Genomic DNA, 15,875 nt, shown 5'->3' with positions numbered 1-15,875 from the left:
TCATCGGGTAACGGGATTCCGCGGCGACACCGGAAGCGCGTTGAGAACGCGATTCGACTCCAGTTTTTTCTGATGTATGCGATCTCCCGCTCATGCGCGGCGCGTTGCGACCGATCATGCCGCGCACACTCCGTGTTCCATCGCGAGCGATTTCGCGGGCATCGCGATCGCCCCTATAAACAAAGGCCATCCGTGCTTCCGCACATCCCGCGCGCAGTGCGTCGCACACGGTGCGGGAAAACGATTCCGGCGGGCAAGTCACCCACGCGCTGTGTCGCGAAGGCACGCATCGAGGATGTCGAACGCGCGATCCAATTCTTCCCGCGAGATGGTCAGCGGCGGCGTCAGCGTCAAGATATTTCCCATCGTGATTTTGAAGCTTAGCCCCCTTGACAGGGCGCGATACATGACGTCTTCGGCCTCGGAAGTCGCGGGCGACGTGCGGTCGCCATCGCGGACAAGCTCCATCCCGAGCATCAATCCGATGCCGCGCACATCGCCAACGATGCGGTGACACTCTTTCAACGCGCGCATTCTCTCAAGGGCGTACGCGCCAAGTTCCAGCGTCCGTCGGAGCAGGCCGGCGGCCTCTATGAATTCGAGAGTTGCTAGCCCCGCAACACACGCTACGGGGTTCTTCTCGTGCGTATAATGGCCAAGCGCGCGGTCTCCGGCGACGTTCAGTTTGTCGCGTGCAATAACCGCGGCAATCGGCATTACGCCGCCACCCAGGCCTTTTCCGATGACCAATATGTCGGGCACAACGTCGTAGTGTTCGCACGCGAACATGCGGCCGGTGCGGCCGAGGCAGGTTGGAATCTCATCGAGAATGAGCAATGCGCCGTGCCGATCACAGGCTGCGCGCACTCTCTGCCAGTATTCGCGTGGGGGTACGAATGGTGCGCTGCGCACGGTCTCTGCAATGACCGCAGCCACGTCGCCTTCCTTTTCCAAGACGTACTCGATGTAGTCCGCGCACCTGAGCGTACACGTCGCGCCGCATCCGAACGGGCAGTGTGTTGGGTCGGGCGGCGGCACGTGCTCCGCGCCGGGAAGTAATGGTCCGGCGCCACGCCTGAAAATGGCCTCGCCGCCGAGGGAGATCGCGTCGAGCGAAGCACCATGGAACGATTCCCACATCGAGATTGTTTTGAATCGTCCGGTCGCGGCGCGCGCCAGCTTGAGCGCGATACCGATTGCGCTCGTCCCGCCGGGTGCAAAGAGCACCTTATTGAGATCCCCGGGGGCAAGTTGGGCGAGCTTCTTCGCCAGCGCGATTGCCGGGGCGTTGGTGTAGCGTCGCGGGCAGAACGGAAGTGTTTCAAGTTGTTCGCGAACCGCGTCCATCACCCTCTGATTGCGGTAACCGACTTGGTGAACGTTGTTTCCGTGGAAGTCCATGATGCGGTGGCCCTGCGCATCGATGAGGTAGATGCCGTCGCACTCGACGATCGCGTTGAGGCACGGAGTTGAAAGGGACTGGTGCAGGAAGTAGCGCGCATCTTCGTCAAGAATCGCCTGCGTGTCGCGGTCGATTGATGACAACGCCCAGGAGGCACGGCGCGGCGAAATGTTGAGGTCACCTTCGGAGCGGAGGCTATCGAGCGGATCGTTCATGGTTATTGGCCGATTCTAATAGAAGGCAGCGGCACGGTGCGAGGAGGGCGTAAAGGTTGGGAGGCTATTGTGACAGCTCGGAGGCAGCGGAGTTCACGGGGATGCAATGCCGGCACGACGACGGTGTGTGGTGCCTACGCAAGCTTTCGTTGGACCCACTCGCCCACTTCGCGAAGCGCTTGCGCGCCTTCGGGTATAAGCGTGGAGAAGAAATGCCAGACGTGAATCATGTCAGGATCGAGCCGAAACGTGACTTCGACGCCCGCGTCCTTGGCGCGTTGGACGAGGCGCGTCGAATCGTCGCGCAGGATTTCGGCGCCGCCGACGTGAATAAGCAGTGGCGGGTAACCGTGAAAGTCGCCGTATAACGGCGATGCACGGGAGTTGCGAGGATCGCTCCCATTGAGGTAGCGGTCCGCGAATCCGCGCAATTCCCACGGCTGGATCATGGGATCGGCCGCCGCGCGCGAGTCAATCGAAGCGCCGGTATGGGCGAGATCGGTCCACGGCGAAAGGGCGAACGCCGCGGCCGGGAGCGGGTCGCGCGCGTCGCGTAGCGCGGCGATCGCGGCCAACGCCAATCCCCCTCCCGCGCTGTCGCCGCCGACCACGATGCGGTGCGCGGCGTATCCGTCGCGCAGTAAACCGCGATACGCCGTAATCGCGTCGTCGACCGCCGCGGGGAACGTATGCTCCGGCGCGAGGCGATACTCGATGGAAACGAGCGATACACCCGCGCATTCCGCGAGGTTCGCCGCGAAACACCGGTGCGTGTTCAGCGAGCCAATGCAATATCCGCCGCCGTGCAAGAACATAACAATCGAATCGGAGTGCGCGCCTGAGGGGATGAACCGCTCCGCTCGAAGGTTTGCGATCGTGCCCGGTTCGATCGTTACGCCGTCCGGTGGCGGACCCAGAAGCGGGACCATGCTTTCAAACCGATCACGGAGATTCTCGACACTCGCGTCACGCTGAGGGCGGCGCGCGCGCTGCATCGCGACGAGAGTCTCGAAGGCTTTACTGGGCATCGTGACAGACGTTGGCTTTCTACGGCGCGTCGGCGAAGGGGGCGAGCCGAATCATGGGGCGGAACAAGAGATACCGAATAAGAAACGCGGCACGGCAGTTGGGCCGCTTGCGTGCTTGCGCGGAAAACGTCTCGATCAAAAACGGCTTGAACCGGTCCCGTGGGTGGCGGGAGACGACGGCGTCGCGCGTTGCGCGTTCGATTTCCCATGCGCGCAGACCGAGGCAGTCGAGTCCCGCCGCTTCGTGGAGCAAGTGCGCTTCCGCACCCTGTTCGATGCCAACCTTGACGTTCATGTGAAGAAGGATCGCTTCCGCAAGGGCATCCTGCCGTGCCGCGTCCCAACCCGCATCCTTTGCCCAGGCACTCGCCCCTTCCACGCTGTCGAGCGTGAAACACTCGCCGTGGCGCGCGCAGTTGTCATAGGCGGAGGTCAGTCCAAGGTCGTGCAGCATGCACGCGGCGTAAAGCAACTCGTCGTCGAAGGTAATTCCGTAGGCATCTGCAAACAGTCGTGACCAAAGGTAGGCGCGGCAGCAGTGGTTTACCAATTGTTCGGGGGACACCGCCGCACAGAGGTCCGCGGCCTTGCGTGCGAGTGCCGAGTCCGGTGTCCGAATCTCGGCGATGTCGATGCGGATGCGATTTCGGCGAAACAGCAGGCTAGAAGCAAGGAAGCCCTGCAGCCGAATCGCCTGGCCGGCGAGCGCCAACCGATCCGAGGCGCCGAGCGCACCGAGAGTCCGCCGCGCCCACGGCAATGTGCCAACCGATGACTTGAGGGTTGTGTTCTGCATGGCTGCGGGCAGCACGATAGTCGTTTTCCGGAATGCGCGCAACGGACCGGACGTCAACCTTTCTCCGTTAGAACGCGTGTAGTACTCGGGGTGGCCGCCTTGGGAAGGACCTTTAAGACGAACGCGACGCAAACGGACCCACGGGCAAGCGCGTGTAGCGGAGTCTCGGCGAGTATTGAAATCGCTTTGCTGCCTGTATACTGAAGCGCTCCGAACCGGTCGACTTGGACGCGGATCGGATCCCAATAAGGAGTCATTTGTGCGCCTTAATTGCTACGCATTGGCTGCCGCATTGATACTTACCGGGTTTTCGTTGTTGTCCATTGCGTGCCACAACGACGGCGGTATTAAGCTGAATCAGCCCGTCGCGGGCGATGATACGCCGGACAATCCGGATGACGGCGGCGATGACGGAACCGGGGATGGCGGCGGCGACGGGGGTGGTGACGGGGGTGGCGATGGCGGCGGTGACGACGGTGGCGGCGGAGGCGGCAACGGAGACGCGCGGTTCGTCGGCACGTGGATCGCGAGCTACGGCGACGATTTGCCCGTCGGGACGGGCCGGCGGCAGTACGCAATGCACATTGCGATCACGCGGAACGACGACGCGCTGACGGGAAATGGCGCCATGGTGCGCTTTTACAATTCAGGTTCGATCGCCTTCGATGCCGAACCGCTGAGCATCACCGCGAACGGTACCGCGAACAATAACGAGGCGACGCTGACACTGAGCGGCACGAGCGGAGTGTTCGCCAACAATCCAACGTGGTACCTGCGCATCGCGGATTCACGGCTCGTCGGCATGTACGCGGAACGGGATGCCAATCTCGTCGTTCAGCGCTCCGGCCACGCGCTGTGGTACCCCGCCGGAGCAGTCGACCTGAACGCGTCGTGGGCCGCGGCATTCGGCGACAAGTTCGGTGTTGGGGCGGGGTTCGCTCCCCGCGATCGCACGGCAGTTGCCACGCTTGCCGTGGCAGACAACGTAATATCGGGACTGGGCTCCTATGTGGAACAACGCTCGACGGGAACGTCGCAGGAGTTCGCGTTCGACGTCGGAGCGGGATCGTCGAGCGGTACTCAAACACGATTCAGCTTCGTGGACTTTACGCCGGAAAACGGCGAGGTCGACTGGTTCGGGTACCACAGCGGGGACGTCATCGCCGCGGCATACGGCCAATTCAACGACGAGAGCCAGATCGTTCGATTCGGCCACGCGACGTGGTTCGAGGCGGGCGATGCCACGCCTGCGCAGTTTGATCGCGACTGGATAACCTCCTTTGGCGATTCGGCGGCGGCGGGCAATCTCTTTGCGGACTATGTGATGGCTATGTCGGGCGTAACTATTAGCGGCAACTCGCTGAGCGGTACTGTGCGCGTGCTCGAGGAAACCGCGTCCTCGCCCGCATTCGTAAATTATACGATCGAAAACGGCACGATCGTCGGAAACCGGTTGACCATGGACATGGTTCGGAACGGCGAGCGGTTCGCGTGGTCGATGCGCCTGGCGGGCAGCGTGCTTGTTGGATCGTATACGCAGTTTGACGCAAGCGACGCGTTTGTCAGCCGCGGCCACGCGGAGTGGCGATCTGGCAGTGCCGGCGGGCTGCCCGGCAATTACGTGGCGTCCTTCTTCGACACCTCAACGACAAACCAAACCGAAAATCGCGCCAGCCAGTTGGCGGCGGTCTCGATCGACACGGTGAACGCCGACGATACGATCACGGGCACGGGATCGCTGCGGCTCGGTGGCGAGACCAATCGCCGCCAGTTCGCCGTGGGCGGGTCTGTGTCGGACACTAACCACATTACCATGACATGGGAAAGCGGTGTTGACCTCTTTGGCAATACCGTTTGGAATTTGCGCAAGGCGGGGAATACGCTTTACGGCACGTATACTAACTTCGCGTCGGACAATCAAACGATCGAGTTCCAGGGACACGCGTCGTTCATCCGGGTCTCAGGGAACTAATCGCACGGGCCGGTGTTAGTGTTGACGTAACGGTGCGCTTTCTGGCGCGAGTCGCCCGAGTGAAGTCAAATCGGGTGCGCGCGGCGCCGATCCAGTCTCGGTCGGCGGCGCTTGCAGATAAATCGAACAACCAGATCGGGAGAACCAACATGCGCGTGAATCGAATCTTGGGAATTGCGGCCGTCATAGGCGCGGCGGGGCTGCTCGGCCTATCGGCAATTGCGCAGCCGCCGGGTGGTCCCGGCGGGTTGCCGGGGTTGCCGGGGATGGAAGAGTTGGCGAAGGCCTGGGAACCACAGGCCGCAACGGTGGCGAAGAGCCTATCGCTGGACGATGCGAAAACGAAACAGTTGACGGACGCGTACAAGGCGTCCCGCGAAGCGCTATCCAAAGCCGCGATCGGACAAATGGCGGGCGGCGGTCAAGGCGGCCCTGGCGGCGGGCGTGGCGAAGCGTACCGCAAGCTTATTACGGACGAGCGCGCGAAACTCGATGCCAAGCTTAAGGAATTCCTGACGCCGGAACAGACGGCGAGTGCGCTGGCCGTGCTCGGCACGTACAGCATCCAGTGGGACGGAATGGTAAATTCGCTGAATGCGCTTGGATTGGACGATAAGGTTAAGACCGACGCGATGAATGCGGTTGCGGGCTTTATCGGCGAGTCCGGCAAGGCCCGTGAAGCGGCCGCGGGCGATCGCGACGTGGTGCGCCAAAAGATGTCCGAACTGCGCTCGAAGCTCGAAGCGGACTTGGGGAAGATTCTTTCGGCGGAGCAAGTGACGAAGCTTAAAGAAATGCCCGGGTTCCGCCAAGGCCGTGGCGGCCCGCGCGATGGCGGCCTTGGCAGCGGGCGTCCGCGCCCGGATGCGCTGGGGCAAGGCGCTCCCGCGCCCGCGACGCCGCCAGCGGAAGGTTCCGAGAAGAAAGATAACTAACTGCCGATTCGGCACTGCGCCGCATCAAACGGCGCGCACGCGACTGCGTTGCGCGCCGTTGTTATTTTCACTGGCCGAACGGCGCGACGGCGATGCGGTACGCCTCCGCCAAGTCTCCGGGGCCCGCAACGCACAATCCGAGGTCGTTTAGAAGGCCGTCCTGAATGCCGTATATCCAACCGTGCACCTGCAGCGGCTGCCCGCGGCGCCACGCCTTCTGGACGATGTTCGTACGGCAAACATTGCGGGCCTGTTCGATGACATTCAATTCGCAGAGACGATTGACCCGTTTCTCTTTGTCGGTGATCGCGCACAGCTCGTCCGCATGATGCGCGCGGACATCGCGGATGTGGCGCAACCAGTTGTCGATCAAGCCCAGTTCGTGATCGTCCATCGCGGCGGCGACGCCCCCGCAGCCGTAGTGCCCGCACACAATGACATGTTCCACTTTCAATACCTCGACCGCGTATTGCAGTACGGACAGGCAGTTCAGATCGGTGTGAACAACGAGGTTTGCAACATTGCGATGCACAAACAGCTCGCCCGGGAGCAGGCCGACGATCTCGTTTGCGGGAACGCGGCTGTCCGCGCAGCCAATCCACAAGTAGTCGGGCTGCTGCTGTCGCGCGAGCGCAGGGAAAAAGTCAGGGCGCGCCCGGCGCACGGATTCGGCCCACGTACGGTTGTTATCGAGCAGTCGCTGGAGCGATTCCATTGCGCGCTATGCCAGTCCCAATAGCTTTTCGGCAAACTCTTCCGAAAATGGCTTTCCGGGTTCGTACCCGCGCACCCATTCCCCGTCAATCACGAGATACGGCACACCCAGTTTTCCAGTCTTTGCCTGGAGCTCTTCGCCGAACTCGGGGTGCTCGCGGATGTCGCGGTTCTCATATGGAATGCCGCGCGCCTCCATAAACGCTTTGAGGAGCTGGCAGTCGCCGCAGAGCTCTCCCGAATACATGATAATGTGTTTGTTCATATCGCTTCTTAATTCACTGGAAGGCAAAATCCGAGTCGGCTCCCCCACTCGCGCTGGAGTTGGTTAGACGCGAATCAGGACCGCGCGCTCGACACGCGGCCCTGATTGAATCGCCCCTCTCCGGTGAATACGTGCTATTGCTAGTCGGAATTCAGGTGGAAGCTCCGGCCGCCCTTGTTCGACTTCTTGCCGATGGTATCCTCGAACACTTCGACGATCTGGCAATTAATGCCACCGCTGTTCTTGCATTGCCTTTTCGCTTTGCGTTTGGCCTTCTTCTGGGTGCTGTAGCCCAAAGCGCCTCCGATGGTCCACGCGCCGCCGCCATCGTCCGAATGCGCCGCTGCGCCCCAGCCCGGCTCCGAATACCAGAACCAGAATACCGGATCGGTCGCGCCATTGCTTTCGCAATCCGCGAGTGCGGCCGCCTTGGCGCTCGCCTTGTCGGTGCCGATACCGTATCCCAGCACGCCGGTTATATCGTCGTACGCCAGGGCCGCGGCCGCCCACGCCTCCGCGCAAACGAAAACGGCACAGACCCCAATCGCAACGAACTTGAGCCACGACTTGACCACGGGCGCCGACTCGATTTCGTCATAGTATTCCATTGGCAGTGCTCCTCCATTTCTGCGAACGAACATTCAACCCAACCGCAGCCGAACACGGGCTATCATAATGCACAGATGCCGCCAGTATGTCCAGAGCCGAATTACTGCATTTCACCGCGCGGCCAAACACCGAGTATACTCGGCGCTTTCACGGGGTGTTCGGCCCAGGAGTTGTGCATGCGCATTTTGGTCACGGGGGGTGCGGGGTATCTGGGCAATCATTTGGTCCGGCTGCTTATCGAGCGGGGCCACCAGGTGCGCGTATTCGATCGGCTGTGCTTTGGCGACGCACCGGTCCCGGCGCTCACTGAACTGGGGTGTGAGGTTGTGCGCGGCGACATCCGCCGGCTCGGTGATTTCCCCGATCTGATGAATGGGGTTGAGGGTATCGTCCATATCGCCGGCCTCGCCAATGACCCATCTTGCGACCTCGACCCCCTTATGGCGTTGGACGTAAACCTCGAAGGTACCAAAGACCTTGCCCATCGCGCGATAGCCGCCGGCGTGCGCCGGTTTGCGTTTGCGTCGTCGTGCAGCGTGTACGGGAAGGGTGTGTTCGAGATGCTCGACGAGGACTGCCCAACGAACCCCGTATCCGTGTATGCGCAGAGCAAACTCGATTCGGAGCGCGCACTGATCGCGCTGAAATCAAACACGTTCGAGCCCGTGATTGCGCGTCCCGCCACGTTGTTCGGGTGGTCCGCGCGGATGCGGTTCGACCTCGCCATCAACCTGATGGTCGCGACAGCGATGCGCAACGGCGAAATCAAGGTGTACGGCGGCGGAAGCCAGTGGCGGCCTTTCGTACACGTGCGCGACGCCGCGCGGGCGTTCGTCGACATGGTGGAAGCGCCGGCCGCGGACGTCAGCGGCCAGGTATTCAACGTCGGATCGGACAAGAACAATTACCGCATCATCGATCTGGCGCATCTTGTAGCGGGCTTGATCGACGGGATCAAAATCGATGTGATGAAGGAGGACGAGGACCTGCGCAGCTACAACGTGCAGTTCGGGAAGCTCGCGCGCGTCTTGAAATTCCAGCCGGAGTGGAGCGCCGAACGGGGCGCCATCGAAATCCGCGATTGGCTGAGAAGCGATCCCGTCGACCCGTTTACTGCCATTCATTTCAACGTGCGGCGGATGAAGGAACTGCTCGGTACGCCCGTCGCGGCGGGGGGCGAAGCCGTAGCCCCGCGATTTATTCCGCTGTCGCCGCCTTCTATCGGCGCGGAAGAAGAGCACGCCGTTATCGACGTGCTGCGCAGCGGCTGGCTGACGACCGGCGCGAAGGTGACCGAATTTGAGCATCGCTTTGCGGAGAAGGTCGGCGCGCCGCACGCCGTCGCGGTTTCGTCCTGCACCGCGGCGTTGCATTTGTGCCTGGTCGAAGCAGGTGCCGGGCCCGGCGGCGAAGTGATCACATCGCCGCTGACGTGGGTGTCCACGGCGAACACTGTCGTGAACATGGGCGCAAAGCTGGTGCTGGCGGACGTGCAACCCGACACCCTGAACATCGATCCCGCGGCCATCGAGCGCGCGATTACACCGCGTACAAAGGCAATCATGCCCGTGCACCTCGCGGGACAACCATGTGACCTCGACGCCATTTACGCGATCGGAAAGAAGCATGGCGTCACCGTCATCGAGGATGCCGCGCACGCCCTCGGCGCCGCATACAAAGGCAAGTCCATCGGAAATTGCGGCGCTCCGACGTGCTTCAGTTTCTATCCAGTAAAAAACATCACGACGATTGAAGGCGGCATGATCACCCTGCGGAACGAAGGTCAGGCGCACACCCTGCGGCTGCTCGCGCACAATGGGCTGAGTACGCTCGCGTGGAACCGCTACAGCGGCGACGCACCGCCCGCGTCCCCGGAAGTGGTACGGCCGGGGTTCAAGTACAACATGACCAACGTGGGTGCGGCGATGGGCATCGAGCAGATAAAGAAACTCGACAGCTTTATCGCCGCGCGGCGGCGCATGGCGCGGATGTATGCGTCCGTGCTTTCCGACGTAGACGAGATTGAGCTACCGCGCGTTATCGAGGATGTCCAGCACGCGTGGCATCTGTACATCGTGAAGCTTCGGCTTGAGGCCCTAACCGTACCACGCGAGGAAATTGCACGGCTGCTGCGACTTGAAAACGTCGGCACTGGCGTGCATTTCGTGGCCGTGCACAAGCACAAGTATTACCGGGAAACGCTTGGCGTGCGCGACTCCGATCTCCCCCACGCGTCCGCCCTGTCCGACTCCATACTTTCGCTGCCGTTGCATCCGGGCCTTACGGACAAGAACGTGCGCGATGTCGCCGACGCGTTGAAAAAGGTGCTTGCGCACACGCGGCGTTGACGCGGCGCTACTCCTTCGCGTGCAACCGTGCCAGGAGTTCGACGTGTTCCGTGTGGGGAAAGAGATCGACGGCGCGCATATCGACAAGATCGTACGACGGCAGGAGCAGCGGTAACTCCTTCGCGAAGACGGACGGTTTGCACGACACGTACACGATTTCTTGCGGCTTCAGCAGCAACAACCGCTTGATGGCCTTCGGGTGCAGACCCGCGCGCGGCGGATCAAGCACGACCATGCTCTGCGGCAGGAGGCCATGCTGCATCGAGATTGCATCGCGAAGGTACTCCTCGACCGATTGCGTGAAAAAGGCGACGTTGTCGGCATCGTTCGCTTCGCGATTGAACGTGCCGTCGATGGACGCGGTCTCGACGCTTTCGACCGACACAACGCGGTCCACCTTGTCGGACACGCTGAACGCGATACCTCCCGACCCGCCGTACAGGTCATACACAAACCGTGGCCTGCTCTCCTTGACCCACTGCCGTATCGTCCCATACAGCACTTCCGTCGCGGCGGAGTTGGTCTGCGAAAACCCAAATGGGGACACACGCAGCACGATCTTGCGATAGCCCGCGCCATTGGGAACGAGTAGCTCGTCCGTGATGTACGCTTTCCCATGGAGCACGCGAATCTCATCCGCCGCGGAAACCTCCGCCTTGCCGCGGAAGATCGCGTGCTGAATACTCGTACTCGGCCATGCGGACTGCACCGTTTCGACAAAGGACGCCGCGTCGAGTTCGCCTTCGTTGGTCACCAATACGACCATGCGCTCGCCGGTGCGCTTTCCCTCACGCACGAGCAGTACACGCAGAAAACCGTCTTTGGACTTCGAACTGTAGGCCGTCAGGGAACGCTCGCGCACCCACGCCCGCACCGCGTTAATCAGGTTCTCGACGCCCACCGGCCCGATCCGGCATTCGGTAATGTCAATCGTCCAATACCACTTGCCCTCGCGCTTGAACCCCAGGACGGTCTCCCGCACGAAGTCCTTGGGCGGCGGTTCCTCATAGTGCTTGCGGCCGAACGTAAGATCGATTCGGTTCCGGTAGTTCCAGATAGAGGGCGATGGCGCGACGGGAACGGCCTTCTGCCACATCGGCTTGAAAAGGTCTTCAAGCGCCAGTTGTTTGCGCGACAGTTGTTCTTCGTAGGGCACGTCCTGCGCGGTGCACCCGCCGCATTCCGGAAAATGCGGGCACACCTCCGCGCCGGACTCCACTTCCGCCGCGCCTTCGGCAGTCTGATCAGTCATTACCCGATTGATAAGACGAAACGAGGGTTACGTTCCGCCGACCCCATACCTCGCTGCATTCGACACATTATACCGGCGCGCTGTGGACAATGAAAACCGCGGCGGCTTTTTTGATCTTGCGGATACCGGCGGCTACGATTCAACGTTACGCGCCATGAGCAACATGCTTTCACATCAATCGGTCCGCGGCCTGCTTCCATCGCGTCCCGTCGACGGCCACAAAGGCACATTCGGTCACGCGCTGATCCTTGCCGGCTCCCGCGGGTTCACGGGGGCGGCGAAACTCGCGGCCGAGGGCGCGGGAAGGGCCGGCGCCGGGCTTGTGACTATCGGCATTCCACAGCCACTTGCACCGCTCGTCGTGCCCGGGCTGCTGGAATTCATGTGGCTGGCGCTGCCCGCGACGAGATTCGATTCGTTCTCCACCGAGGCGAGCGCGCCCGCGCTCGCGGCGGCCGAGTCCAAACAGGCCGTCGTACTCGGTCCCGGCATCTCCACGCACGACGAAACGCGGCGGTTTGTCCTCGAGTTTGTACGGCAGTGCAAAACGCCGCTTGTAATAGACGCCGACGGGCTAAACTCAATCAGCATCAATCCGGGCGTCATCGCAACGGCGGCCGCCCCCGTCGTCGTGACGCCTCACCCGGGCGAAATGGCTCGGCTGGCGGGAATAACTGTGGAGCACGTGCAGCGCGACCGAGTCGTCGTCGCGACGCAATTCGCAGCGCGCCAGAAATGTGTCGTGGTCTTAAAGGGACACAACACGGTTATCGCCGGACCGGACGGCAAATGCATGGTAAATCCCACGGGCAATGTAGGTATGGCGACCGGCGGCACCGGCGACATCGTGTCGGGACTGATCGGCGGGCTGATGGCGCAAGGCATGTCTCCGATGGACGCTGCTTGCGCCGGCACATACGTGCACGGTCTGGCCGGGGACATCGCGGCCAAGTGCGCGTCGCAGCGCGGTATGATCGCGCGCGATCTGTTGCTTGCCATCCCAAGCGCGTGGCGCGAGATTGAAGGTTGTTAGGGAATGCAGACGCTGCGCGATATCGGTGAATTTGGCCTGATCGACCGGCTCGAACGGTTCTTACCCACGTCGCCGCTTGTCATCGAAGGCATCGGCGATGATTGCGCGGTGTTGCGGTTCGGCGACAAACAGTTGCTGGTGTCCACGGACCTGTTTGTGGAAAACGTCCACTTCCGCCGCGAGTGGGCGGCGCCCGCGGATATCGGGTGGAAGGCGGCTGCATCGAGCCTTAGTGACATCGCTGCGATGGGCGGCGCGCCGCTGTTTTGCCTCACCTCGCTGGCATGCCCCGCGGACACACCTACGGCGTTTGTCGAAGAAATGTACCAGGGGTTGTCGAGCGCAATGTCCCGGTTCAGCGCGGTCATAGTGGGTGGCGACACAACATGTACGGAGAGCGGCATCGCGCTCGATGTGATCGTAATCGGCGAGACAGTCGGAAACCGGTGCCTGCGGCGGCACGGCGCGGAAGCGGGCGATCATGTCGTTGTGACGGGTCACTGCGGCATGTCCGCGGCTGGGCTGCACGCGTTACGGCACGGCCACGACGTACCGGAGCTGGTGCTGGCGCACCTGCGTCCCACCCCTCGGATATCCGAGGGGCAATGGCTTTGCAGGCGGACCGGCGTTCACGCGATGATAGACGTTAGCGATGGCCTGGTGCAGGACCTGGGCCACATCGCCTCGTTCAGTTACCTGGGCATCAACCTCATGTCCGAAACGTTTCCGGTGCCCGCCGTCCTGTCCCGGTACGCTTGGGAGAACCAGTGTAAGCCGGACGCGTTTGTGCTGCACGGGGGCGAAGACTACGAGTTGGCATTTACGGTGGCGGCGGCGGAAGCCAACGCAGTGCTCGACGCGTTCCACCACGAGTTTCGCGTCGAGACGACAACGATCGGGGTCGTCACCGACAAGTGGCTCGGCGTCCGCATCGACGGCGAACCGATCGAAGCAGCGGGGTACGACCATTTCAAGAACGCGCCTTATACGCAGGGAGACGAATAAATGCACGCACGCACGACTGGTATTGTCTTCACGTTTGCCATAGTCCTTGCATTGGGCTCGGGCTGCAACCCGGACAAGAACAAGCTCTACTTCAAGCCGCAACAGGGCGCGAAGCGTGTTGTCGACATGGAAGTTGCCATGAACACGTCCATCACCAACGTGGGCACGACCATGAGTTTTGGCAACTCGACGGCATACACGTTTGATCTGACTGTGAAGCAGATTGATGACTCGGGAACTGCAACATTTGATGCTGTAATAAGATCCCTTTCAGCGGAGATGACGACCCCGTTCTCAGGAAGAATGCCACAGATTCCGGGAATGCCTGGAACCGACGATCCCTTCGGGATGAAGGCGATGCAGTCGGCCCTGAAGACTGCGGAGGGCCAGTCGTTCACCGTGAAAGTGAATAAGTTGGGCCAAGTTACCGAGATCAGCGGCGCGGACGCGATTGCGGAAAAGGCGGCTGCCGATTATAAGATGCCGGAAATCGCCAAACTTCCAATGACGGCCGAAGACATTTTCGTGGCGACAATCGGCGATCAATCCATGAAGAATCTTATGCAAGCGGTGTTCGCGGCACGTCCAGACAAGAAACTCAACATCGGGGATACGTGGCAAGAAAAACTGTCGTTGGGAAACGCCGCATCCGAGGTGAACTGGGATGCGACATATACACTAAAAGAGCGGTCAAGCGGTACGGTCAGCGTGGAAAATGTCGGCCAAGTGAGCCTCAATCCCGCTGGAAACTTCCTGAAGAAGTTTGGTGACATGCCGGAACTCAAGACGGAGATGTCGGGACAGGGGACGGGAACGATGAGATTTGACGAAGCAAGCGGTTGGCTCGTTGAATCCACGATCACCGCGAACGTTCCAGGAAACATGTCCATGACCGTACCGCAGATGGGAAGCGTTTCCATACCGATGGACACGTCGTACAAGGCGACGGTAAAGTCATATCCATCGTAGTCACTTGCCTCGCGCGGGGCGCGGGCGCTTGGCGGGCGCTTTGGCGGCGGCCGAGATGGATTCGCGGGCCCAGTCGCACAATTCGCGCGCGTCTTCAAGAATGTCCGCGGGGACCTCGTGATAGTTTTTCATCACTTGGTTGGGGCCGGGCCGGAACGGTTTCATTCCGAGGTCCCGGTATTTCGCGGCGGTCGCTTCGGTAGTCTTGAAGTACAACCGGTCTTCATAAACGATTCCGAAGAATGTGCTGCGGCAATATACTCCGTAGCCGCCGAACATTCCGCGGCATGTTACACCGTCCAATGGGGCAAGTTGATCCAGAACGAATTGTTTGAATGAATTGACGTTTTCCTTCATCGATTCCCGTCCTCTGCGCTGTACCCGCCGGTATGTTCGTCCCCTACCGGCGCGGCGCCAATTATGCGCGCCGCGCACGGCGAATACGGCGCGCGCGCTTGCGCGTCATTTCGCACTCTGTTAGCGTATGCGCGATCTTGGCGGACCCATTCCAAACTACCCACCGGAGTGTATGTCGTGGAATTCCTCGCTTCTGACCAAATCGTCCAGAGTGCTATCGCATTCGTGACGTTGGCCGCGCTCGAAATAGTTCTCGGGATCGACAACATCGTTATGGTGGCCATCCTCACGGGCAAACTGGAAGAACATAAACAGGCCTCCGCGCGACGGATTGGGCTGGCGCTGGCAATGATCATGCGCATTCTACTGCTGCTCACCCTGTCGTGGATCATGGGCCTGACAAAGCCGTTCCTGACAATCGCCGGATTTGGACTTTCCGGGCGTGACCTCATTCTTCTGGTCGGAGGGATGTTCCTGATCGGCAAGGGGACAATGGAAATCCACGACAAGGTTGAGGGAGGCCACCACACGGAGCAGAAAGCACGAACGGCCTCGTACGCGGCTGTTCTCGCTCAGATTATGCTCTTGGACTTGGTGTTCTCGCTGGATTCGGTGATTACGGCAGTCGGCATGGTGGACCACATACCCATCATGATTGCCGCAATTGTGGTCGCCGTCCTGGTCATGATGATCTTCGCGTCAGGGGTCAGCGCCTTCATTACCCGCCATCCGACCATTAAGGTCCTCGCGCTGTCGTTCCTGATACTGATCGGAGTGATGTTGGTCATCGAGGGACTGCACCAGCACGTCTCGAAAGGGTACATCTATTTCGCCATGGCGTTCTCGCTGTTCGTCGAAATGTTGAACATCCGAATGAGATCCAAGACAACGGTGACAGCGACTGACGGATGACCCATCGCGAACCGTAACATATTAAATCACAATTATTTAGGAACAATAGAAATCGAATCGGAT

General features: G+C 61.0%; 14 protein-coding genes and 1 pseudogene. 7 read left to right on the top strand and 8 right to left on the bottom strand.

Annotation, left to right across the window (positions count from 1 at the left end):
- Positions 1 to 258: 258 nt before the first annotated feature.
- The 3 genes from HUU46_20435 to HUU46_20425 all read right to left on the bottom strand — a co-directional run bounded on the left by HUU46_20435 (position 259) and on the right by HUU46_20425 (position 3,456).
- The gene (locus HUU46_20435) at positions 259 to 1,617 is read right to left on the bottom strand and encodes an aspartate aminotransferase family protein (GenBank protein ID NUM56015.1); all 1,359 of its coding nucleotides are present in this window, start codon (positions 1,615 to 1,617) and stop codon (positions 259 to 261) included.
- A 134-nt stretch (positions 1,618 to 1,751) separates the two neighbouring features.
- A complete protein-coding gene (locus HUU46_20430; protein NUM56014.1) occupies positions 1,752 to 2,645 on the bottom strand; it encodes an alpha/beta hydrolase in 894 nt (297 codons plus the stop codon).
- A 19-nt stretch (positions 2,646 to 2,664) separates the two neighbouring features.
- Positions 2,665 to 3,456, bottom strand: coding sequence for an HD domain-containing protein (locus tag HUU46_20425; GenBank protein NUM56013.1), 792 nt, complete (start codon positions 3,454 to 3,456; stop codon positions 2,665 to 2,667).
- Positions 3,457 to 3,838: 382 nt separating this feature from the next.
- Here HUU46_20425 and HUU46_20420 point away from each other — a divergent pair.
- Together HUU46_20420 and HUU46_20415 are read left to right on the top strand one after the other, a co-directional pair.
- Positions 3,839 to 3,943, top strand: a pseudogene (locus HUU46_20420) (attachment protein).
- 1,619 nt (positions 3,944 to 5,562) lie between these two features.
- The gene (locus tag HUU46_20415) at positions 5,563 to 6,348 is read left to right on the top strand and encodes a hypothetical protein (GenBank protein NUM56012.1); all 786 of its coding nucleotides are present in this window, start codon (positions 5,563 to 5,565) and stop codon (positions 6,346 to 6,348) included.
- Positions 6,349 to 6,415: 67 nt separating this feature from the next.
- Here HUU46_20415 and can read toward each other — a convergent pair whose 3' ends face one another.
- The 3 genes from can to HUU46_20400 form a co-directional block, all read right to left on the bottom strand.
- Positions 6,416 to 7,063: a carbonate dehydratase gene (gene can / locus HUU46_20410; GenBank protein NUM56011.1), complete on the bottom strand. Its 648-nt coding sequence runs from the start codon at positions 7,061 to 7,063 to the stop codon at positions 6,416 to 6,418.
- 6 nt (positions 7,064 to 7,069) lie between these two features.
- The gene (locus HUU46_20405; protein ID NUM56010.1) at positions 7,070 to 7,327 is read right to left on the bottom strand and encodes a glutaredoxin family protein; all 258 of its coding nucleotides are present in this window, start codon (positions 7,325 to 7,327) and stop codon (positions 7,070 to 7,072) included.
- A 140-nt stretch (positions 7,328 to 7,467) separates the two neighbouring features.
- Positions 7,468 to 7,935, bottom strand: coding sequence for a DUF4189 domain-containing protein (locus tag HUU46_20400; GenBank protein ID NUM56009.1), 468 nt, complete (start codon positions 7,933 to 7,935; stop codon positions 7,468 to 7,470).
- Between the two features lie 177 nt (positions 7,936 to 8,112).
- Between HUU46_20400 and HUU46_20395 the strand changes: the two genes are divergently transcribed.
- Positions 8,113 to 10,284 carry an aminotransferase class I/II-fold pyridoxal phosphate-dependent enzyme gene (locus tag HUU46_20395; GenBank protein ID NUM56008.1) on the top strand — a complete coding sequence of 724 codons (2,172 nt, stop codon included), beginning with the start codon at positions 8,113 to 8,115 and terminating at the stop codon, positions 10,282 to 10,284.
- A 7-nt stretch (positions 10,285 to 10,291) separates the two neighbouring features.
- Here the strand turns inward: HUU46_20395 and rlmD are convergent, their stop codons facing one another.
- Positions 10,292 to 11,536 (bottom strand): 23S rRNA (uracil(1939)-C(5))-methyltransferase RlmD, encoded by a 1,245-nt coding sequence (rlmD, locus tag HUU46_20390; protein NUM56007.1) that lies wholly within the window; start codon positions 11,534 to 11,536, stop codon positions 10,292 to 10,294.
- Positions 11,537 to 11,690: 154 nt separating this feature from the next.
- Here rlmD and HUU46_20385 point away from each other — a divergent pair, with 154 nt between their 5' ends.
- From HUU46_20385 to HUU46_20375, 3 genes are read left to right on the top strand one after another with little or no spacing between them, the layout of a single operon-like run.
- Complete coding sequence (locus HUU46_20385) at positions 11,691 to 12,569, top strand: NAD(P)H-hydrate dehydratase (GenBank protein NUM56006.1); 879 nt, start codon at positions 11,691 to 11,693, stop codon at positions 12,567 to 12,569.
- Positions 12,570 to 12,572: 3 nt separating this feature from the next.
- A complete protein-coding gene (gene thiL, locus HUU46_20380; GenBank protein NUM56005.1) occupies positions 12,573 to 13,574 on the top strand; it encodes a thiamine-phosphate kinase in 1,002 nt (333 codons plus the stop codon).
- Positions 13,575 to 14,543 carry a hypothetical protein gene (locus HUU46_20375; protein ID NUM56004.1) on the top strand — a complete coding sequence of 323 codons (969 nt, stop codon included), beginning with the start codon at positions 13,575 to 13,577 and terminating at the stop codon, positions 14,541 to 14,543. It begins immediately after the preceding gene.
- Here HUU46_20375 and HUU46_20370 read toward each other — a convergent pair whose 3' ends face one another.
- Positions 14,544 to 14,900, bottom strand: a complete 357-nt coding sequence (locus tag HUU46_20370; GenBank protein NUM56003.1) for a TfoX/Sxy family protein — start codon at positions 14,898 to 14,900, stop codon at positions 14,544 to 14,546. It abuts the gene before it with no gap.
- 63 nt (positions 14,901 to 14,963) lie between these two features.
- Between HUU46_20370 and HUU46_20365 the strand changes: the two genes are divergently transcribed.
- A complete protein-coding gene (locus HUU46_20365) occupies positions 14,964 to 15,812 on the top strand; it encodes a TerC family protein (protein ID NUM56002.1) in 849 nt (282 codons plus the stop codon).
- The last annotated feature ends 63 nt before the right edge of the window (positions 15,813 to 15,875 follow it).

Source organism: Candidatus Hydrogenedentota bacterium, assembly GCA_013359265.1.
Classification (GTDB): domain Bacteria; phylum Hydrogenedentota; class Hydrogenedentia; order Hydrogenedentales; family SLHB01; genus JABWCD01.
The sequence above is the reverse complement of the archived record's forward strand: the minus strand, read 5'-3'. Positions and strand labels throughout refer to the sequence as shown.